The sequence below is a fragment of the Actinoallomurus liliacearum genome (genome assembly GCF_039542035.1).
Classification (GTDB): domain Bacteria; phylum Actinomycetota; class Actinomycetes; order Streptosporangiales; family Streptosporangiaceae; genus Actinoallomurus; species Actinoallomurus liliacearum.
Genome location: NZ_BAABHJ010000027.1, coordinates 115,538 through 134,856 on the forward strand (window position 1 = coordinate 115,538; position 19,319 = coordinate 134,856).

Below are 19,319 nucleotides of genomic sequence, written 5' to 3' on the forward strand. Positions count from 1 at the left end.
CCGTCCGAGGATCCAAGGGGACATGTTGCCGGCCGAAGAACGAGACACCACCGCCGTCCCGGCGAACCCCGCCGCGGATCTCGACGTGTTCGACCCGAACGTCTACGGGCGGGGTGTCCCGCACGAGACCTACCGCCGGCTCCGGGACGAGGACCCGGTGCACTGGCAGGAGGAGTACGAGGTCGGCGGCTGGCCGGCCGGTCCGGGATTCTGGGCCGTGACCCGCCACGCCGACGTCGTCCGCGTGCTGCGCGGTCCCACCGAGTACAGCTCGTGGATCGGGGCGACGCAGATCCGCGACCCGGACCCGGCCGACCTGCCGTTCATCCGCCGCATGATGCTGAACCTCGACCCGCCGGAGCACGGCCGGCTGCGGCGGATCGTGTCCAAGGTGTTCACGCCCCGCCGGGTCGAACGGTTCGCGACCGACATCGAGCGCCGGGCGCGCCGGCTCGTCGACGACATCGCCGAACGCGGCGAGTGCGACCTGCCGGTCGACGTCACCGACGACTACCCCATCCAGAACCTCGCCGACCTGCTCGGGATCCCCGAAGAGGACCGCGACCGGATCCTGGGCTGGACCAACCGGGTGATCGGCTACCAGGACCCGGACCACGCCGAGGCCGCCCGCGGCCCGGACGGCAGGCCGGTGAACCCCCGGTCGCCCGCGATGCTGGCCGACATGTTCGAGTACGCGCACACGCTCGCCGACGCCAAGCGCCGGGATCCCTCGGACGACTTGATGACCGCGCTGGCGACCGCCGAGGTCGACGGCCGGCGCCTCAGCGATCCCGAACTCTCGATGTTCTTCTTTCTCCTGGTGATCGCCGGCAACGACACCGTACGGTCCGGCCTGCCGGGCGGGGTCATGGCGCTCCTCGACCACCCGGACCAGCACCGGCGGCTCCTCGATCAGCCGGAACTGCTCGACTCGGCGATCGACGAGATGCTGCGCTGGCATCCGCCCGTCCTCAGCTTCCGCCGCACCGCCGTTCGGGACACCGTGCTCGCGGGACGCCCGATCGCCGCCGGGGACAAGGTCGTCGTGTTCCATGCCTCCGCCAACCGCGACGAGCGGGCGTTCGCCGATCCGGAGCGGTTCGACGTCGCCCGGCGGGCGGGCGACCACGTGGCGTTCGGCGACGGCCCGCACGTGTGCCTCGGCGCGCACTTCGCCCGCCTGCAACTGCGGACCTTCTACCGCGAGTTCCTCTGGCGGCTGCCGGACCTGGAGCCCGCCGGGCCGCCCGTGCGGCTGGTGTCGAACTTCATCGCCGGGATCAAGCACCTGCCCGTCCGCTACACGCCCGTACGACGGAGCGACGCGCGATGACCGACCGACCGCACCGCTCGGTGCCGCCCGGCCGCCCGCACACCGATACGCCGGCCTCCCCCGACGCCGGGTCGGCGTACCCCGGCACGGAGCCGCAGCCGTCCCCGGCCACCGGGTCGAAGACCATCGACACCGGCCTGCGGCTCCTGGAGATCCTCCGGGACCATCCCGACGGCATGACGATCAGCGAGCTCGCCCGCGCCGCGGACGTGCACCGCAACGCCGTGGCCCGGCACCTGACCGCGCTGCGCAACCACCGCCTCGTCTTCCGGAGCGGAACGCGCTTCACGCTGGGGCTCGGCATCGTCGAACTCGGCGCCGCCGTACAGCACCGGCTGCGCGCCGCCGCCGAGGGAGCACTCCAATCGCTGGCCGACGACTGCCGCGCGACGGCGTTCATCAGCGTCCTGGACGACGAGGAGGAGGTCGTCGTGCTGGCCGTCGCCGAGCCGCGGGACTCCGACTTCCATGTGGCGTACCGGGCGGGCAAGCGGCACGCCGTGGACCGTGGCGCGCCGGGAATCGCCATCCTCGCCGGCCGGCCGCCTCATCCGGACGAACGGCCGATCGTGGACGAGTCCCGCCGGGCCGGCTACGCGGTCACCGCCGGCGAGCTGCAGTCCGGCGCTTGGGGCGTCGCCGCGCCGATCGTCACGAGGGGGCGGCCCGCCCAGGCGAGCATCGGCGTGGTGAAGATCGGAGTGCAGGACGAGTCCTCGATCGCGCCGCGCGTCCTCACCGCGGCGAACGAGATCGCCCGCCTGCTCTGACCGTCGGATCCCGGGCATCGCGCCTGCTCTGCCTCTCCGACCTGTGCCCGGATGAGGGCACGACCGGAGGTCTGCGGTTATCGTGCCGCTCATGCGCTTTGGGATGCTCGGCCCGCTGGCCGTGTGGGCCGACGAGGGACGGCCGGTGCCGGTGCCCGGGGCGAAGGTACGGGCGCTGCTGGCCGATCTGCTGGTGCACGCGGGACGGCCCGTCCCCGCCGACCGGCTGATCGACGACCTGTGGGGCGACCGGCTGCCCGGCAATCCCGCCGGCGCGCTGTCGGCCAAGGTCTCCCAGCTGCGGCGGGTCCTGGAGGACGCCGAGCCGGGAGCGCGCACCCTGGTGGTCTCCCGTCCGGCGGGATACCTCATCGCGGTCGACGACGACCGGCTGGACGCGCACCGGTTCAGGACCCTGACCCGCCGGGCGCGTACGGTCGCCGAGCCCGCCGAGACGGCGGCGGCCCTGGCCGACGCGCTGGCGCTGTGGCGGGGCCCGGCGCTCGCCGACTTCGCCGACGAGGCGTTCGCGCAGGCGACCGCCGCCCGGCTGACGGAGCAGTGGCTCACCGCGCTGGAGGACCACGCCGAGGTCCGGCTCGCCCTCGGCGAGCACGGCGCGCTCGTCGGCGAGCTCGGCGACATGCTGACCGCGCATCCGCTCCGGGAGCGCCTCCGCGCCGCGCACATGCGCGCCCTGTACCGCGGCGGGCGGCAGACCGAGGCCCTGGAGAGCTACGAGCGGCTGCGCGCCGAACTCGCCGACGAGCTGGGCCTGGATCCCGGTCCGGACCTGGTCGCCCTGCGCCAGGCGATCCTCGAGCACGACCCCGCCCTGGAGGCGCCGCAGCCCCCGAGCGCCGGCGCCTCGCGCCGGCCGCGGACCAACCTGCACGCGCCGGCCACCGAGCTGATCGGCCGCGACGAGGCCCTCGCGGCGGTGCGCGCCCGGCTGGCCACCGACCGGCTGGTCACGCTCACCGGGCCGGGCGGCGTCGGGAAGACGCGGCTGGCGCTCGAGGCCGCCGGCCGGCTGGTCGACGACTTCGCCGACGGCGCGTGGCTCGTGGAGCTGGCGGGCGTGTCCGGGCCGTCGGGGACCGCGCTCGAGGCGGCGGACGCACTGGCCGACGTGGTGCTGCGCGCGCTCGACATCCGGGACGCCGCGGGCGAGGGGCGCCCCGTCGCGCCGGTCGACCGGCTCGCCGACGCGCTCTCGGCGCAGCGGCTGCTCCTGGTGCTGGACAACTGCGAGCACCTGATCGAGCCGGTGGCCGAGCTGACCGACCGGCTGCTGCGGGCGGTGCCCGGCCTGCGCGTCCTCGCCACGAGCCGCGAGCCGATCGGGCTGACCGGCGAGGTCGTGTGGAGCGTGCCGCCGCTGCGGATCCCCGCGCGGGCCGACGAGGCGGATCCGGCCGCGCTCGCGGAGTTCAGCGCGGTGCGGTTCTTCGTCGACCGGGCGACGGCGGCGGCGCGCGGGTTCCGGCTGGACGCGGAGACCGCGCCGGCCGTCGCCGTGCTCTGCCGGCGGCTGGACGGCATCCCGCTCGCCCTGGAGCTGGCCGCGACGAGGATGCGGGCCCTGGGCGTGCACGGCCTGGTCGCCCGGCTCGACGACCGGTTCCGGCTGCTGGCCACCGGCCACCGGGGCGCGCCACAGCGACAGCGGACCCTCATGGCGATGATCGACTGGAGCTGGGAACTGCTGTCCGACCCGGAGCGTACGGTCCTGCGCCGGCTCGCCGTCCACGCGGACGGCTGCGCGCTGGAGGCCGCCGAGGCCGTCTGCTCCGGACCCGACCTGCCCGCCGAGGAGGTGCTCGACCTGCTCGTGCGCCTCGTCGACCGGTCGCTCGTCGTCATGGCCGAGGACGGCGACGACGGGCCGCGCTACCGCCTGCTCGAGTCCGTGGCCGCCTACTGCGCCGACCGGCTCGCGGAGGCGGGCGAGCACGAGCGGGTACGCCGCCGGCACCGTCGCCACCACACGGAGCTGGCCGAGCGCGCCGAGCCGTACCTCTACGGGCCCGACCAGGCCCGATGGCTGGACGTCCTCGACGCCGAGGCGGCCAACCTGCGGGCCGCGCTCGACGGCGCGGTGACCGACCGGGACGCCGAGGCGGCGCTGCGCCTCGTCAACGCGCTGGCGTGGTACTGGTTCCTGCGCGGCAGGCTGACCGAGGCGCGGCGGTCCCTCGAGGCTGCCCTCGCGCTCGACCATCCCGGCCGTGCGCGGCCGCACCGCGCCAGGGCCCTGGCGTGGCGTGCCGGCCTGGCCCTGCTGCAGGGCGACCGGACCGACTGGGCCGCCCGCAGGGCGGCGGCGCTGGAGCTGTTCACGACCGACGACGACCCGGCGGTGACGGCCCGGGCGCAGTGGTTCCTGGCCTTCACCGCCGGCGAGGTCGAGGATCCCGCCGCGGGCGAGGAACTGCTCGACCGGGCCCTCACCGGCTTCGACGCGGCCGGCGACCGGTGGGGGCGGGCGGCCGCGCTCATCCTCAAGGCGAAGTACGCGCACGCCCGGGGCGAACTCGCGGTGCTGGAAGGCGAGGCCGAACGGGCGGCGCGCCTCTTCACCGGGCTCGGTGACCGCTGGGGGCAACTGCAGGCCGCCGAGTGGCTCGGCGCCCTGGCCGAGCTGACCGGCGACCACGAGCGGGCGGAGCGGTTGCAGCGGCGGGGCCTGGCCGCGGCCGAGGAACTGCGGCTCTGGCCGGACGTCGCCGTACGGCTCGCCTGGCTCGGCTGGACCGCGATGATGCGCGGCGCGTACCCGTCGGCACGCGAGTACGGGCGGCGGGCGCTGCGGCTCGCCCTCGAACAGGGCCACCAGCCGGCCGCCGTGTTCGCGCGGACCACACTGGGCTACACGGCCCTGCGCGAGGGCGACCTCGACGTCGCCGAGGAGCACCTGGAGACCCTGCTGCGCGCGGTGCCCCGGGACGACCCCGACGCCGTGCCGCCGCTGCACCTGCCGATGCTGCAGACGGGCCTCGGCTTCGTGGCCGAGCACCGGGGCGACGCGGCCACGGCCCTGGCGTTCCACCGGGACGCCCTGGCCGCCGCGCTGCGGATGGGCGCGCCCCGCGACACGGCGGGGGCCCTCGAAGGCGCCGCCGGCGCGCTCTGCCTCTCCGGCGACCCCGCCCGGGCCGCCCGCCTGCTGGGCACGGCGGCCGCGCTCCGCCGGTCCTCCGGGCTGACCGCCGGCCCCGCCGAACGCGACCACGTCGACCGCGCCACGGCCCGGGTCCGCGCCGCGCTCCCGGAGGCGGAGTTCGCCGCCGCGTACGCCGAGGGCGGTTCCGCGTCCCCGGCCGACTGCCTGGAAGAGGTCGCCCGGCTGACCGAAGCCGTACGCGGCTTGGCGCGGTGGCCGTCGAGGCGAGGCGGCTGAGCGCGGTTGACGTCGCGGCGAAGCGGGCCGTGCGCGGCTGAGCGCGGTGGGTTCAGGCGGGCCGGGCCGGCGTGGGCCGGTGGGCGTGGCCGAGCAGGGCCAGCGCGCGTGCGGTCTCGGTCGCGGTGAACGGCAGGCCGGGCCGGTGCAGCCGGACCCGGTCGCCGGTCGGAGTCGTGAGGGACAGCGTCTCCCGTTCGGCCCGGCCGGCCCGGTCGCCCGTGTCCGGGAGGAGACGGGCCTCCAGCAGAGCCGCCAGAGCGACCGGCAGCCGATGCGGGTCCTCGCCGGCCCAGGACGCCAGCAGGAGCGCGCGGGTGACCGGATCGACGAGTTCCCGCACGGTGGCCGGGCGGACCCGCACCGACCGGCCGCCCGCCGCGGTGAGCGCGTCGACCAGCGTGGGCGCGGTGACGGGCTCCGGCAGTTGGACGTGAAGTTCGTCGATGGTTCCGTCGGTGTCGGGCTGGGTGCTCAGCGACAGGATGTTGCCGCCGAGCGCGGCGGTGGCGGCGGCCAGCGCCGCGAGTTGTCCCGGCGTCTCGCGCACCCGCGCCCGTACCCGCCACAGCCGCGCCGTCGGCAGAGCGGCCTCCGGCGCGGGGCCGGCCCGCGAGGGCGACGGGCGCCCGTGGTGGTCACGCCGGTGGGTCAGCCAGATGTGCGCCGACACGATGACGCAGAGGACACCGCCGAGCACGACGAGCATGAGGGCGCCGGACCGGCGATGGCCCAGCGCCGTGGAGAACAGGTGCGCGATGCCCGCCGCCACGAACAGCGCCGCGAACTCGACGGCCTCCCGCCGCCAGGCACGTCTGCCGTGACCGTGGGAGGCACCGACGCGGTCGGTCGATCGGCCGTTCCTGATCTTCAATCCCATGGGGGCCACTCTGCGGAACCCGCGTTGCGCCCTGCGGTCGGCGCCGTGACGTCCAGGTAACCGAGCAGCCCTTTCCGTAAAACCCGGACGAAGCGGGATCGATGACAGCGACGACAACAGTGCCTTACCGTGGGTGTCAGCGGATCGGCGACCCGGGGAGCGATGAGCGATGACGTACGGGGCGGACCTGGCGCGGCTGGAGTTCTGGGGGCGGCCGCAGGCCGAGCGCGAGCAGGCGTTCGCGGCGCTGCGGGCCACCGGGCGTCCGGTGTTCGTCGACTACGCACCGGACGCGGCGCAGCCGGTGGACGGGTTCTTCGCGCTGACCCGGCACGAGCAGATCATCGAGGTCAGCCGGAATCCGGAGGTCTTCAGCTCCGAGCCGACCGCGACGAGTCTGGACGACCCGCCACCCGTCCTGAGCGAGTTCACCGGATCCATGATCAGCATCGACGACCCCCGGCACGCGCGGCTGCGCCGGATCGTCTCCCGCGCCTTCACGCCCCGGATGATCAAGAAGTTCGAGGACGACGTCGCGCTGGTCGCCAGGGACATCGTGGACCGGCTCGTCGAGCGGGGGCCGTGCGACTTCGTTACCGAGGTGGCGATGCCCCTGCCGCTCACGATCATCTGCGCGATGATGGGAATCCCGGAGTCGGAGTACGACGGCGTGATCGACGCCACCAACCTCATCATCGGGGTGGGCGACCCCGACTACGTGGGGCCCGACGGGCAGGACCGGGTCTCGATGGTCGCCGAGCGGTTCGCCTACCTGCACCGCCTGATGGGCGAGCTCGCCGAGGAACGCCGGGCACGGCCGTCGGACGACCTGGTCACCGCCCTCGTCACCGCGAACGTCGACGGCGAGTCACTGACCGAACGGGAGCTGGGCAAGTTCTTCGGGCTCCTCGTCATCGCGGGGAACGAGACGACCCGTACGGCGCTGAGCCACGCCCTGACGTTGTTCACCGACCACCCCGACCAGCGGGCGCTGCTGATGGAGGACCTCGGCACCCGGCTGCCCGGCGCCGTCGAGGAGGTCGTGCGGTACGCCACGCCGGTGACCTGGATGCGCCGCACCGTCACCCGCGAGGTGGACCTGCTCGGGCACACCTACCGGGCCGGCGACCGCGTCGTCCTGTACTACAACTCGGCCAACCGCGACGAGGCCGTCTTCGACCGCCCGGACGTCTTCGACATCACCCGGACGCCCAACCCCCATGTCGGGTTCGGCGGGCCCGGTCCGCACTTCTGCCTCGGCGCGCACCTCGCCCGCCGCGAGATGACGGTGCTGCTGCGAGAGCTGTTCACCCGGCTGCCCGCCCTGCAGGCCACCGCGCCGCCCGTCCGGCAGCGTACGAGCTTCATCAACGGGATCAGCCGGCTGCCCTGCGCCTTCTGAGGCCGCACACAGCGGATCAAATGCGTGAATTCTGCGTTACACGCCGTGTCGTCCGCGCCGTCCGTCTTCGGGCGCGCCATGCTGTGAGTCCCCCTCTGATCGACACCTGTGCGAGGACATCGATGCTCAGGCGCTCGCGGCTGTTCGGCCGCAAGACCCGTGTCACTTTCAGCCTTCCCCCCGACCAGCCGGACGGCGTCGTCAGCGTCGTCGGCGACTTCAACGACTGGGAGCCCGGCCGCCACGAGCTCATCAGGCGGCGGCACGGCAGGCGCACCGTCTCGGTGATCCTCTCCCCCGGCGTCCACCGGTTCCGCTACCTGGCCACCGGCGGCGTGTGGTTCGACGACGAGACCGCCGACCGCAGAGACGAGCACGGCTCCCTGATCGAGGTCTGACCCCACCTCCGTCAGCACCGCGTCGACCACGACCCCGAGCAGCCGCCCGGGGTCGTGGTCGCTCCGAACGGCGGCCAGACCGGCAACGGGTCCTCAGGAAGCCCGACCCGCCGTCCCTTGAAATAGTGGTCGGGGAAGCCGCGCTACGTCAGCAGGTCGGTGACAGCCTGACGATGGGCGGTCAACTCCAGCGCCTCATCGAGGCATCCCATACTGGCCTGGCGGAGCTGCGCGTGCCGCCCTTCTCCGCCAATGCCCACCCCGGCATCGCCGGCCCGTTCCATATCTTGTCACTTCTATCGTCAGTGGATGCCAGTGATCACGGAAGGCGTCCTTCCGGAAGCCGGCTCGTGGGTGGGGTGGTGGGTCATGCCGCTGCGCCGTGCCAGTGTTGCAGCGCCTGGTGGAGGCCGTCGGCGTCGTCGTGATCGGCGGTGCGCAGCCAGGCGGTGTGACCGTCCGGCCGCAGGAGGATGGCGCGGAGGTCGGGCTGGTCGGGGCAGGTCGCGGGGACGATGTCGACGCGGTCCGTCCATCCTGCGGCCGACTCGCGGATGGCGCTTCCCCCGGTCAGGTCGAGCAGCAGGCCGCGTCCCGAGGCGAGCAACTCGGCCAGGCTCGTGCGGCCGGCGTCCGTGGTCAGGGCGAGGTCGGGCGCCAGGCGGCCCAGCCAGGGATGGTCGGTGGCGGGGCGCATCTCGTAGCGGGTGTCCAGTCCGGTGATGGTCTCGGCGAAGGCGCGGTTGCCCGCGGGGTGGCCGGCGACGCGGGTGAGCAGGTCGGTGAGCGGCGCGAGCCGATCGTCGGCGTCGCCGAGCAGCACCTGGGCCCGGGTGTTGGCCAGCACCTGCGCGCCGGCGGTGTGGCGTTCGGCGTGGTAGCTGTCGAGCAGGTCCGCCGGCGCGGTGCCGCGCACGGTGGCGGCGAGTTTCCAGCCGAGGTTGAACGCGTCGTCCAGGGCGACGTTGACCCCGATCGCCCCGGCCGGCGGGTGGATGTGCGCGGCGTCCCCGGCCAGGATGACCCTGCCCCGGACGTACTCGGCCGCCTGCCGGGCGGCGTCGCCGAACCGGGTCAGCCAACGCGCGGCGCGCAGCTCGACGTGGCGGCCGAGCGCGTCGTCCACGGCGGTCTGGAGCAGGTCGAGAGTGACCGGGGCGTCCTTGTCCACAGGGGGCCGCACGTCGGAGGTGATGATCCTGACGTAGCCGGGGCGGGGAATGACGAACACGGCCCCGCGGGGGCCGGTGGTCACGCCGAACGGCAACGCGTCGGGGTCGGCCGGCTCGACATCGCCGAGCAGGGTGAAGCGGGTCGCCTCGGTGCCGGGGAAGTCGATGCCGGCCTGTTTGCGGACGGTGCTGCGGCCGCCGTCGCAACCGACCAGGTATGCCGCCCGGACGCGGTACTCCCCGTCGCCGGTGGCGACGGTGGCGGTGACGGACTCGTGGTCCTGTTCCAGGGCGCGCAGTTCGTGTCCGCGCCGGATGTCGGCTCCGAGGTCGAGGGCGTGCTCCTCGAGGATCTCCTCGACCCGGGTCTGCGGGATGCCCAGCGAGTACGGGTGGTCGGTATGCGCGCCCGCGAGGGTGAGCGTCACCGGTAGGCCGGAGAACGGGGCGTGCGGGACCTGCCAGCCCTCGCCGATGAACTTCTCGGCGAGGCCGCGCCGCGCCAGCAGGTCCAGGGCGCGGGCGTTGAGGTTGAAGCCCCGGCAGAAGCCCGGCCGCTGCGCGTGGCGTTCGACCACGACCGTGTCGACGCCGGCGAGCCGGAGCTCAACGGCGAGCAACAGCCCGGCCGGACCGGCTCCGACGATCAACACCTCGGTCATCGGGTGGTTCCCTTCCGGTCTGTGGGGGCGGACCACGTCCATCCCTGTTCGGTTCGCTCGACCTCGGGCCAGAACAGGCTGCCGTCGCGGATCTCCGCGATGGTCCGCCGCGTCCAGGCCAACTCGGCCTCCCAGGCGTGCAGCGCGCACTCGACCTCGATCATGAACAGCCGAGGGACCTGGCCGGAGCCGACCGTGTCGGCCAGCACCGTGTTCGTCTCCTCGATCCGCCGCTCCAGATGCCCGGCCCGTTCGGTCAGCGCCTCCGCCGCCCCGTCGGGACCGAGCGCGCCGAGGTAGGACACCGCGGCCATGAACTTGGGGTACTCCGCGACGGGCGTGCGGAGGAGTTCGTCGATCCAGCGGACGAATTCGCGCTGGCCGAGCTCGGTGGGCGCGTACACGGTCCGCTCCGGCCGCCTGCCCTCACGCGCCGTCTCCACCGGTTCGATCCAGCCATGCCGGACCAACGCCTCGACCGTGTCGTACAGCGAGCCGGAGTTGACCTTGAAGCTGCTGTCCTTGTGCCGCTCCCGCAGGGTGGACGCCATCTCGTACGGGTGCATCGGCTGCTCTTGCAGCAGGCCCAGCACGGCCAGCGCCAGTGTGTTGGAGATCTTTCGCTTCGCCATCAGAATCACCGTTCCCTAATAGCCGGAACCTACTATAAGGCGTCGGCTATCAATGGCGAATCCGCCGCCGCGGCCCGAGCGCCGTCGCCGTTCGGGAGCGCGGCACGGCACACGGAGCCTCGGGCAGGGCCGGGCTACAGTGGAGGCCGCCGATCCGGAAGGACGCCGTATGGGGTATCTGCTGGACGCTGTGGCGATCCACGTGATCGGAGCCGTCAACCGGGTGGTGTTCCGGGTGTCCCGCGGCCGGGTCCTGCCGTACCGGTTCGACGGAACGCCGACCGCTCGCCTGACGGAGATCGGCGAGGTCCCGCAGCTCGATCCGGTCGCCGTGGACCACCTGCGGGACGGCGACGACTACGTCGTCCTCGTGCGCGCCGCCGAGGTCACGTCGGACCGGGTGCGCGACCTGTGCGGCGCCGAAGGTGTCACGTTCGAGGTCGAGGACGGCGGCTCTCGTACGGCCGTCGCCGTGGTCACCGACGGAGCGGACGACGACGCGGAGGCGGCACGGCTCCGGGCCGGGATCGACGCCGGGCCGACCGCGCGCGAGGTGCGGGCCGAGGTCCTCCCGGTCGCCGATGGCGTGGAGCGGAGGGAGCTCACCGCACGCCTGCTCAGGAGCGCGTCACTCGACGAGCGGTACGCGTTGCGGAGTGAGAACCTGCTCCCCGTCGCCCGGCTGAGGCCCCGCGCGTCCAGCCGTCGCAGGACCGCGCGCCTGGGTTGAGGTCGTCAGGACGCCGCGTCGGCGGCGGAAGGGGCGTCGCCGCGGACCACATCGAGGTACTCGGCGATGGCGTCTCGGTTGCGGGTCAGGCAGGTGATGCGCTCGGTCATCCGGTCGCGTTCGCGCTCGAGCGTCGCGAGCATCTCCGGGGTCGCGTCCGGGAAGTGGATGGACCTCGGCTTGTCGAGGCAGGGCAGGATCTGCTTGATGATCCGCGTCGGCAGGCCCGCGTCGAGGAGCCCCCTGATCTGGATGACCCGGTCGACGAAGCGCGGATCGTAGTCGCGGTAGCCGTTCGCGCAGCGCGCTGAGACGATGAGACCCTGCTCCTCGTAGTAGCGCAGCAGCCGCCTCGACGTGCCCGTGCGTTCCGCCAACTCTCCGATGCGCATGTGCGCCACCTCACATGGTCCCGAGTTGACCGTCACATCAATGTGAAGGTTTGAGCATACGGGCATGTCCCTCCATGACGCAGCCCCGTCTGCCGATCCGGCCTCCGAAGGCCGGCGCCTCCCGCTGTCCCCGCTGCTGGCGCTGGCGACGGCCGTGTTCATCACCAGCCTGACCGAGACGCTCCCCGCCGGTCTGCTGCCCGGCATCAGCGCGGACCTCAACGTCAGCGAGTCGGCGGCCGGACAGCTGGTGACCATCTACGCGGTCGCCACGGCGGCGACCGCGATCCCGCTGACCTCCGCGACGGCGGGGTGGCGGCGCAAGCGGCTGCTGCTGGCCGCGATGACGGGATTCGCCGTCGCCAACACGGTCACGGCCGTATCGACGAGCTACCCCCTGACCATGGCGGCCCGCTTCGTGGCGGGGGTGGCGGCGGGCGTGGCGTGGGCGCTGCTGGCCGGGTACGCCCGCCGTCTGGCCCCCGCCCACCTTCAGGGCCGGGCGCTGGCCATCGCCATGGCCGGCATCCCGATCGCCCTGTCGCTGGGCGTGCCCGCCGGGACCTTCGTGGGGAAGGCGCTGGGCTGGCAGACGGCGTTCTGGAGCATGACCACGCTGACCGTCGTCCTCATCGCGTGGATCACCGCGTCGGTTCCCGACCATCCCGGCCTGCGGCAGCACGAGCGGACTCCGATCCTCGGCGCGCTCCGCGTCCCCGGCGTGGCGGCGGTCCTGGTCGTCACGTTGGTCTTCGTCCTGGCCCACACGATCCTCTACGCCTACATCGCCACGTTCCTCGACCGGCACGGAATGGGCGACTCGACCGACCTGGTACTGCTGGTGTTCGGCATCGCGTCCCTGGTGAGCATCTGGGTCGTCGGCGTACAGATCCACCGACGGCTGCGCACCCTCACCATCGCCGCGACGCTCCTGGTCGCGCTGGCGGCCACCGTCCTCGCGCTGTTCGCCGACGATCCCACGCCGGTGTACGCGGCGAGCGCCCTGTGGGGCCTCGGCTGGGGAGGCGTTCCGACCCTCCTGCAGACCGCCGCGGGCCAGGCGGGCGGTGAGCAGGGTGACGCGGCCCAGGCCATGCTCGTCACCTTGTGGAACGTCGCCATGGCCGGCGGCGGGATCGTCGGCGGCCTCCTCCTCGCGCGGTCCGGCCCGGGGTCGTTCCCCTGGAGTGTCCTCGTGCTCATGGCGCCGGTCCTGCTGGTCGTGCTCGTGGCCCGCGCCCACGGCTTCCGTGACGGTCACCCGGCCTCGACTCCGCCGGCCGGCTCGCGGGAGGCCGTGCCGGATCCTCGGTGAGCCGACCCTCATGTCACACTTCGGCGCGGTACGTCGTCACTGGAACATGAGATTCGCCGTGGCTGGAGGAGAGCGGTCGTGACCGGAGCGCCGAGGAACGGTGACATGCCCGGCGGAGGCCGGTGGACGCAGGAGGACCTCGCCCGGGCCTTCGAAGCGGAACGGCCGCGCCTGCTGAGCGTCGCGTACGCGACCACCGGGTCCCTGGCCGAGGCGGAGGACTGCGTGCAGGACGCGTGGCTGCGGCTGCGCCGGCTCGAGGACCCGTCCACGATCCGTGAGCTGCCCGCGTGGTTGACGACCACCGTCGGCCGGCTGGCCCTGGACGCGCTGGGCAGCGCGCGCGTCCGGCGAGAGCGGTACGTCGGTCCGTGGCTGCCCGAGCCGCTGGTCGGGGACGCCCACGCGGACGATCCGGCCGATCGGGTGACGCTCGACGAAACGGTGAGCATGGCGCTGCTGGTCGTGCTCGAGCGCCTGTCTCCGGCGGAACGGACGGCGTTCCTGCTGCACGACGTGTTCGGGATTCCCTTCGACGAGGTCGCCGGCGTGGTGGGCCGCACGCCGGTGGCGGTGCGCCGGCTCGCCTCACGGGCACGCAAGCACGTCGAGGACGGCCTGCCGCGGTTCCCGCCGACGTACGACGAGCAGCGGGAACTCGTGTCCGCGTTCATGTCTGCCTGTCAGGGCGGCGACCTGGACCGGCTCGTGGGCGTGCTCGACCCCGAGGTCACCATGCGGGGCGACGGCGGCGGCAAGGTCCCGGCGGTGAGCCGGGTCGAGGGAGGCGCCGAGCAGGTCGCGCGTCTGCTGGTGGGGTTCATCGTCCAGCCGTCCGTCGAGGTACGGATCGCCGACGTCAACGGCGCGCCCGGGCTCGTCATGCTGGACCCGGCCGGTGTGCTCACCGTCATGGCGTTCACCGTCGACGCCGGCCGGATCACCGCGATCGACGCGGTCCGCAATCCCGACAAGCTGCCCGGCGTCCGGTTCTGACCGCCTCGTCCGCGCCGCCGTCCTCGACGAGGCCGGCGGCGCGGCGTCGGGGTACCGAACGCTCGGTGACCGCCGCCGCCGATGCGCGGGAACCACCACATCAGCTCGCGCGGCGGCGGCCTTCACCGAGCGGATCGTCCGCCCCTGTCGGGGGCCTCAGAGACGGGTCAGGTCGATGGCCGCGGCCATGGCCTGGTAGCCCGCGTCGTTCGGGTGCAGGTGATCGCCGGAGTCGTACGCGGGGTTCAGGGCGAGAGGGTCGGCCGGGTCGCGGGTGGCCGCGTCGAAGTCGATGACGGCGTCGAAGACCCGGCTGCTGCGGATGTAGGCGTTCACCGCCTCGCGCGTGGCCTCCAGCGTGTCGTCGTACACCGACCAGCCCTTGAACGGCGTGAGCGTCGCACCGATCACCTTGATGCCGCGGGCGTGGGCGCGGGCCGCGATCGTCTCGTACGCCGCGGTGATCTTGGCGGGGTCGGTCTGGTGCGGGCTCTGCTGGATGTCGTTGATGCCTTCGAGCACGATGAGCGTGCGGACGTCCGGCCGCGACAGGACGTCCTCGTCGAACCGGGCGAGCGCGTTCACGCCGTACGATCCGCCGTCCAGCAGCAGCCGGTTGCCGCTGATCCCGGCGTTGAGCACGCCCAGCCTCCGGGAGAGCGGCAGCGCCTGGATCCGGCGGGCCAGGTAGTCCGGCCAGCGGTGGTTCGCCCCTGCGGTGGAGTCGGCGCCGTCGGTGATCGAGTCGCCGAGGGTGACGAGGCTGCCGCGCATCGGCGGGTCGAACACGTCGACGCCGGTCAGGTAGTACCACCGGCCGAACGTGCCGGTGTAGGCGTCCCCGGAGACGTCACCGGCGTGGTCGCCGCCGGGCGCGTAGTAGGAGGTCTGCTGGGCGAGCGGATGCGTGGTCACCGGCCCGGAGACGACCGGCAGGTACGCGGTGACGAGAAGGTCGGCGCCGGGCCGTACCGGCAGGACGGCCGGATCGGCGGTGACGTCCGCGCCGGCGGGGACGGTCGCCGACGGGGCGCCGTGGAAGGTCACCTCGCGCAGCGTTCCCGAGACCGCCTGCGCGCCGTCCGTGGCCCGTACGGCGACCGTGACGTGGCCGAGGGTCAGCGGAGCGGTGCCGAAGCGGTTGGAGAGCCGGATCCGCACGGCCGCGCCGCCCGCGCTGAGGTGCACGACCTCGCGGATCGAGGAGCCGGACTGCGCACCGGCGGGCGAGGACAGGCCCATGGCGGGTGACGCCTCCCACGCTCCGACCCAGCCCTGCCCGGCGTGCGCCGCTGGGCGGGGCGGGGCGGCCGGGGCCGCGACGGCCGCTGGCGCGACCGCCACGGCGGACGCCAGGCCCAGGACCGCCGCGACCAGGACCCGTACGCCTGCGGGTCCGCGCCTCCGTGTGTTCGGCATGCGCCCACCTTTCGAGGAAAGAAAGCGTTTTCTGACACTGAAGGTAAAGTGATCATCTGCCGCCGACAATGGTCGGAGCGCCCCCAGTGGCCGGGACGGCCGGATGCGGCCGCGTGCCCGCGCCGGCTCAGCGCGGCGGCGCGAACCAGGGCGGGAGATAGACCCGCCAGTGACGCCCGAGCCCGGACAACGGGTGGGCGACCCAGGTGGCGGCGTAGCCGGGCGGCGGCGTGCCCGGCGACAGGATCCCCGTCGGTTCCCGGCGTGCGGTCTCGAGCAGCCGCGCGGGGGTGGTCGAGGCGAGAACGCCGCCGATCTCCCCGGTCCCGCAGCCGAGGTAGAAGGCGACCGGCACCGACCGCGGTCCGCTGAGCAGGCACGGCCGGCGCAGCCCGAGCCGTTCGAGCGCCGCCGCGCCGCGTACGTACGTCCGGCGCTCGGCCGCGTTCTCCCGCACCTGCCGGGACAGCGCCATCCCCTGGGAGCCGAGCTGGGCCAGCAGGGCCATGACGATCAGGCCGGCCAGCGGCCGGCGGAGACGGGGAACGGCCGCCGGAAGCCGGGTCAGGCACTCGGCGACGGGCAGTGCCAGCAGCGCGTACGCGGGCAGCAGGAACCGCGGCGCGGCGTATCCCAGGAGCAGCAGGTACGGCACGGCCGCCGAGACGCCGCACGCGGCGGCGACCGCGACCGGGCCCACGGCGCGGGCACGGGCCGCCAGCACCAGGCCGCCGGCGGCGAGCAGCGGAACGGCGGCCCACCAGAGCGTGAGTCCCGGACGCTGGACGCCGACCCCGCAGGGACGGCAGAGCAACGGCCCGTTCACGGCGGACAGCTCGTACAGAAGTCCGCGCGGATGCCAGGCGATGCCGCCCTCGATGGCGCTGGACCTGCTGAGCCGCGCGAGCGGTCCGCCGTAGCGCAGGTACGCCTCGGCGATCCACTGCGCGGCGCCGAGCGCGAGGCCCGTGAGGACGGCGATCAGGACCGGGCGCCGCCGCCTCCGCACCGCCACCGCCGCGATCGGCAGCGGCAGCGCGATCCAGAAGGCGTCCCCCGGCCGCATGAGCGTGGTGACGGCCCCCGCGAGGACGATTCCGACGAGGGCACCCCGGCCGCCCGTCACGGCGTACCGCGCGAACCAGCCGGCCAGGGCCACTCCCCCGACGGCGACCCAGAAGTTCGGGATGACCTCGGAGACGTAATAGCCGGTGACCCACAGCCCGCTGAACAGGAGCGCCGCCAGCGGCACGACGGCCCGGCGGGAGGTCACCGCGAGCCAGGGCGCGTAGGCGAGGACGATCGCGGCCGCTCCGACGACGGCGAGGTAGGCCCGGAGCACGACGACCGACCCCGTGACCCACACGACCGGCGCGATGAGGTACGTGACGCCGCGCGCCCGGGGCGCGCTGAAGAAGGCCGCCGGGATCCGCGGGCTCACCTGGGTGATGTAGAGGGCCTCGTCCCAGCCGACGGTGCCGTGCCGTACGACGACGGCGAACTCGAGCGCGGTCAGGGCCACGGCCACGGCGACCAGCCACACGGCGGGACGGCGGATGAGGTCGGCCGGCTTCGGCACCGCCCGATCGGCCGGTCGCGGCAGCATCCGGGTGCTCACCCGACCCCCGTCTCGCCGTCCGGCCGCGGCCGGAGTCTCCCCTGGACGTCCCAAGAGTCGTGCGGGTCGACGAACGGACGATGTCCGACGGCTGAACGGCGGCCCTCCACGGGGGGTCGGCTGCCCGTCTCCGTACGCTCGCTACGGCAGGGCCGCGGCCCGGCATCCGTCACCCTCGCCCCCAATAGGGCCGCCCCGCATCCGTTACGCTCGCCTCCGCAGGGTCGTAGCGCAGAGGTCGTCGCGCCCGACTGCACATCGGGAGGACGCCGGTTCGATTCCGGTCGGCCCTGCCCCGTGTCCGTTAGGCTCGCCCCGCGGAGCCGTAGCGCAGAGGTCGTCGCGCCCGACGCCACAGCGGGAGGACGCCGGTTCGATTCCGGTCGGCTCCGCCTTCCCGTGCCTCGACCTCTCCGGCCTGTCCTGGCTGCCCGTACCCGCCGCCCGACCGGCCCGGGGGCGGCGCGGGGACCCCCCACGCCGCGCGGCCTTTTCGCGGGGAAAGGCCGGAAATCGCGAGCCGTTCCTGCAATGTCCGGGTCGTTCGCTACGCTCTCCCACGGCAAGGCCGTAGCGCAGAGGTCGTCGCGCCTTACAGCGGGTTGGAGGACGCCGGTTCGAATCCGGCCGGCCTTGCCCCTTTTCGTCATGCGATCGGCGGGGGTGTCGGTGGTGGTGGTCGATCCGGACCTGACCGAGGCGCGGGCCGGGTCCGGCACCGGCACCGGCGACGCCGAGATCGACGCGTGCCTTCGGGTGCTCACGCGGGCCCGCGGGACGCACCCGGACGATCCGCGCTGGGCGGCCGTTCGCGAGGCCGCCGCGCAGCTCTACCAGGCCGACAAGAAGGCGCGGAAGGCGATTCGCCGCGCCGACCGCAGACGCCAGGACCGCGAGGCCATGGCCGCGTCCGCGCGGTTCCGGGAGCAGGACCCCGCGTCCGGGCCCGACCCGGTGGAGGAGCGGTCCGCACGGCCCGCGCGCCCACTGGCCGGCACCCGGCGCTGCTACGTCTGCAAGACCTCGTACGGGCAGGTGCATCCCGAGTACCACCTGCTGTGCCCGGCCTGCGCCGAGGAGAATTCCGCCCGCCGGCACGCCCGGTGCGACCTGCGCGGCCGCCGGGCCGTCGTGACCGGCGGCCGGGTGAAGATCGGTTTCCAGGTGGCCTTGAAACTGCTGCGCGACGGCGCGGAGGTGCTGGTCACCACCCGCTTCCCCCGGGACGCCGCCCGCCGGTTCGCGGCCGAGCCCGACGCCGCCGGCTGGCTGGACCGGCTGCACGTCCACGGTGTCGACCTGCTCGACCTGGCCGCCGTCGCGCACCTGCTGGACTCCGTCCACGGCCGCTTCTCGTCCCTCGACATCCTCGTGAACAACGCGGCGCAGACCATCCGCCGGCCCGTCGCGTACCACCGTGCGGTGCGCGAGGCCGAGAGCTCTCCGCTGACCGGCCTCGCCGCGCGGATCGACGTGACCGACGCCCGGCAGGCCGCCGCGCCGGCCGGGTTCGCGTTGGAGGTCTCGGCTCTGCCGGGCGCCGCGGCATCCGGGCTCCCGGCGCCCGACGGCTCGGCGCCGCCCGCCGACGCGCCGGCGCCCGGCCCCGTCCGCACTATGGCCGGCGGCGCGATCGAGACGAGGGACGACGCGATCGAGGCGCTCTTCCCGTCCGGCCGCACGGACGAGACCGGGCAGCCGCTGGACCTGCGCGACCGCAACAGCTGGAGTCTCCGGCTGCACGAGGTCGACCCGGCCGAGTGGCTGGAGGTCCAGATGGTGAACTCCTTCGCGCCGTTCCTGCTGACGGCCCGGCTGCGCGGCCTGCTGGAGGCGTCTCCCTGTCCGGACCGCTACGTCGTGCAGGTCTCGGCGATGGAGGGCAGCTTCTCCCGCGGGTTCAAGACCGTACGCCACCCGCACACGAACATGGCCAAGGCCGCGCTGAACATGCTGACGCGTACGTCCGCCGCCGACTACGCGGCCTCGGGCATCTACATGACCAGCGTGGACACCGGCTGGGTGACCGACGAACGCCCCCATCCGGACAAGATCGCCCAGCGCGAGGCCGGGTTCCGCCCGCCGCTGGACGTCATCGACGGCGCCGCGCGGGTCTACGACCCGATCGTGCGCGGCGTGGGCGGCGAACGGCTGTCCGGCCTGTTCCTGAAGGACTACCGACCGGTGGATTGGTGAA

General features: G+C 73.9%; 16 protein-coding genes and 3 tRNA genes. 13 read left to right on the forward strand and 6 right to left on the reverse strand.

All coding sequences use genetic code 11. The features are described from left to right. Positions 1 to 22 precede the first annotated feature (22 nt). The 3 genes from ABD978_RS32145 to ABD978_RS32155 all read left to right on the forward strand — a co-directional run bounded on the left by ABD978_RS32145 (position 23) and on the right by ABD978_RS32155 (position 5,506). Positions 23 to 1,333, forward strand: coding sequence for a cytochrome P450 (locus tag ABD978_RS32145; protein ID WP_345363188.1), 1,311 nt, complete (start codon positions 23 to 25; stop codon positions 1,331 to 1,333). Further along, on the forward strand, positions 1,330 to 2,103 hold the full coding sequence (locus tag ABD978_RS32150; RefSeq protein ID WP_345363189.1) for an IclR family transcriptional regulator: 774 nt from the start codon (positions 1,330 to 1,332) through the stop codon (positions 2,101 to 2,103). The genes ABD978_RS32145 and ABD978_RS32150 overlap by 4 nt, the downstream gene beginning before the upstream one ends. Before the next feature lie 91 nt (positions 2,104 to 2,194). Beyond that, positions 2,195 to 5,506, forward strand: coding sequence for an AfsR/SARP family transcriptional regulator (locus ABD978_RS32155; RefSeq protein ID WP_345363191.1), 3,312 nt, complete (start codon positions 2,195 to 2,197; stop codon positions 5,504 to 5,506). A gap of 52 nt (positions 5,507 to 5,558) precedes the next feature. On the opposite strand, the gene ABD978_RS32160 is transcribed toward ABD978_RS32155, so the two are convergent. Next, positions 5,559 to 6,386: a hypothetical protein gene (locus ABD978_RS32160; protein WP_345363193.1), complete on the reverse strand. Its 828-nt coding sequence runs from the start codon at positions 6,384 to 6,386 to the stop codon at positions 5,559 to 5,561. 169 nt (positions 6,387 to 6,555) lie between these two features. Here ABD978_RS32160 and ABD978_RS32165 point away from each other — a divergent pair, with 169 nt between their 5' ends. The 3 genes from ABD978_RS32165 to ABD978_RS44050 all read left to right on the forward strand — a co-directional run bounded on the left by ABD978_RS32165 (position 6,556) and on the right by ABD978_RS44050 (position 8,614). Further along, complete coding sequence (locus ABD978_RS32165) at positions 6,556 to 7,788, forward strand: cytochrome P450 (protein ID WP_345363195.1); 1,233 nt, start codon at positions 6,556 to 6,558, stop codon at positions 7,786 to 7,788. Positions 7,789 to 7,910: 122 nt separating this feature from the next. Further along, positions 7,911 to 8,186 (forward strand): isoamylase early set domain-containing protein, encoded by a 276-nt coding sequence (locus ABD978_RS32170; protein WP_345363197.1) that lies wholly within the window; start codon positions 7,911 to 7,913, stop codon positions 8,184 to 8,186. After that, entirely contained in the window at positions 8,126 to 8,614 is a 489-nt protein-coding gene (locus ABD978_RS44050) for a Scr1 family TA system antitoxin-like transcriptional regulator (protein ID WP_425550789.1), read from the forward strand. Before ABD978_RS32170 ends, ABD978_RS44050 begins: the two co-directional genes overlap by 61 nt. On the opposite strand, the gene ABD978_RS32175 is transcribed toward ABD978_RS44050, so the two are convergent. Both ABD978_RS32175 and ABD978_RS32180 read right to left on the reverse strand, forming a co-directional pair. Further along, positions 8,554 to 10,020: an FAD-dependent monooxygenase gene (locus ABD978_RS32175; protein ID WP_345363199.1), complete on the reverse strand. Its 1,467-nt coding sequence runs from the start codon at positions 10,018 to 10,020 to the stop codon at positions 8,554 to 8,556. The two genes, ABD978_RS44050 and ABD978_RS32175, sit on opposite strands and share 61 nt — an antisense overlap. Beyond that, positions 10,017 to 10,652, reverse strand: a complete 636-nt coding sequence (locus ABD978_RS32180) for a PadR family transcriptional regulator (protein WP_345363201.1) — start codon at positions 10,650 to 10,652, stop codon at positions 10,017 to 10,019. The genes ABD978_RS32175 and ABD978_RS32180 overlap by 4 nt, the downstream gene beginning before the upstream one ends. A 169-nt stretch (positions 10,653 to 10,821) precedes the next feature. Here ABD978_RS32180 and ABD978_RS32185 point away from each other — a divergent pair, with 169 nt between their 5' ends. Further along, positions 10,822 to 11,382, forward strand: a complete 561-nt coding sequence (locus ABD978_RS32185) for a hypothetical protein (protein WP_345363203.1) — start codon at positions 10,822 to 10,824, stop codon at positions 11,380 to 11,382. Positions 11,383 to 11,387: 5 nt separating this feature from the next. Here the strand turns inward: ABD978_RS32185 and ABD978_RS32190 are convergent, their stop codons facing one another. Further along, positions 11,388 to 11,774 (reverse strand): MerR family transcriptional regulator, encoded by a 387-nt coding sequence (locus tag ABD978_RS32190; protein ID WP_345363205.1) that lies wholly within the window; start codon positions 11,772 to 11,774, stop codon positions 11,388 to 11,390. 64 nt (positions 11,775 to 11,838) lie between these two features. Here ABD978_RS32190 and ABD978_RS32195 point away from each other — a divergent pair, with 64 nt between their 5' ends. Together ABD978_RS32195 and sigJ are read left to right on the forward strand one after the other, a co-directional pair. Continuing rightward, the gene (locus ABD978_RS32195) at positions 11,839 to 13,089 is read left to right on the forward strand and encodes an MFS transporter (RefSeq protein WP_345363207.1); all 1,251 of its coding nucleotides are present in this window, start codon (positions 11,839 to 11,841) and stop codon (positions 13,087 to 13,089) included. Positions 13,090 to 13,167: 78 nt separating this feature from the next. Continuing rightward, positions 13,168 to 14,085, forward strand: a complete 918-nt coding sequence (gene sigJ / locus ABD978_RS32200; protein ID WP_345363209.1) for an RNA polymerase sigma factor SigJ — start codon at positions 13,168 to 13,170, stop codon at positions 14,083 to 14,085. A gap of 156 nt (positions 14,086 to 14,241) precedes the next feature. Here the strand turns inward: sigJ and ABD978_RS32205 are convergent, their stop codons facing one another. Then, positions 14,242 to 15,504, reverse strand: a complete 1,263-nt coding sequence (locus tag ABD978_RS32205; protein ID WP_345363211.1) for an SGNH/GDSL hydrolase family protein — start codon at positions 15,502 to 15,504, stop codon at positions 14,242 to 14,244. Between the two features lie 127 nt (positions 15,505 to 15,631). Further along, the gene (locus ABD978_RS32210) at positions 15,632 to 17,122 is read right to left on the reverse strand and encodes a hypothetical protein (RefSeq protein WP_345363213.1); all 1,491 of its coding nucleotides are present in this window, start codon (positions 17,120 to 17,122) and stop codon (positions 15,632 to 15,634) included. A gap of 220 nt (positions 17,123 to 17,342) precedes the next feature. Between ABD978_RS32210 and ABD978_RS32215 the strand changes: the two genes are divergently transcribed. The 4 genes from ABD978_RS32215 (at position 17,343) to ABD978_RS32230 (ending at position 19,318) form a co-directional block, all read left to right on the forward strand. Beyond that, positions 17,343 to 17,415, forward strand: a tRNA-Cys gene (locus ABD978_RS32215). Positions 17,416 to 17,441: 26 nt separating this feature from the next. Beyond that, a tRNA-Trp gene (locus tag ABD978_RS32220) sits at positions 17,442 to 17,514 on the forward strand. Positions 17,515 to 17,686: 172 nt separating this feature from the next. Beyond that, a tRNA-OTHER gene (locus tag ABD978_RS32225) sits at positions 17,687 to 17,758 on the forward strand. A gap of 12 nt (positions 17,759 to 17,770) precedes the next feature. Beyond that, positions 17,771 to 19,318 (forward strand): SDR family NAD(P)-dependent oxidoreductase, encoded by a 1,548-nt coding sequence (locus ABD978_RS32230; RefSeq protein ID WP_345363215.1) that lies wholly within the window; start codon positions 17,771 to 17,773, stop codon positions 19,316 to 19,318. Position 19,319: the final 1 nt, after the last annotated feature.

Bases quoted from the DNA above. Each gene is read 5' to 3' on its own strand.
- ABD978_RS32145 (WP_345363188.1), top strand. From the start codon at position 23: ATGTTGCCGGCCGAAGAACGAGACACCACCGCCGTCCCGGCGAACCCC.
- ABD978_RS32150 (WP_345363189.1), top strand. From the start codon at position 1,330: ATGACCGACCGACCGCACCGCTCGGTGCCGCCCGGCCGCCCGCACACC.
- ABD978_RS32155 (WP_345363191.1), top strand. From the start codon at position 2,195: ATGCGCTTTGGGATGCTCGGCCCGCTGGCCGTGTGGGCCGACGAGGGA.
- ABD978_RS32160 (WP_345363193.1), bottom strand. From the start codon at position 6,386: ATGGGATTGAAGATCAGGAACGGCCGATCGACCGACCGCGTCGGTGCC.
- ABD978_RS32165 (WP_345363195.1), top strand. From the start codon at position 6,556: ATGACGTACGGGGCGGACCTGGCGCGGCTGGAGTTCTGGGGGCGGCCG.
- ABD978_RS32170 (WP_345363197.1), top strand. From the start codon at position 7,911: ATGCTCAGGCGCTCGCGGCTGTTCGGCCGCAAGACCCGTGTCACTTTC.
- ABD978_RS32175 (WP_345363199.1), bottom strand. From the start codon at position 10,020: ATGACCGAGGTGTTGATCGTCGGAGCCGGTCCGGCCGGGCTGTTGCTC.
- ABD978_RS32180 (WP_345363201.1), bottom strand. From the start codon at position 10,652: ATGGCGAAGCGAAAGATCTCCAACACACTGGCGCTGGCCGTGCTGGGC.
- ABD978_RS32185 (WP_345363203.1), top strand. From the start codon at position 10,822: ATGGGGTATCTGCTGGACGCTGTGGCGATCCACGTGATCGGAGCCGTC.
- ABD978_RS32190 (WP_345363205.1), bottom strand. From the start codon at position 11,774: ATGCGCATCGGAGAGTTGGCGGAACGCACGGGCACGTCGAGGCGGCTG.
- ABD978_RS32195 (WP_345363207.1), top strand. From the start codon at position 11,839: ATGTCCCTCCATGACGCAGCCCCGTCTGCCGATCCGGCCTCCGAAGGC.
- ABD978_RS32205 (WP_345363211.1), bottom strand. From the start codon at position 15,504: ATGCCGAACACACGGAGGCGCGGACCCGCAGGCGTACGGGTCCTGGTC.
- ABD978_RS32230 (WP_345363215.1), top strand. From the start codon at position 17,771: ATGCGATCGGCGGGGGTGTCGGTGGTGGTGGTCGATCCGGACCTGACC.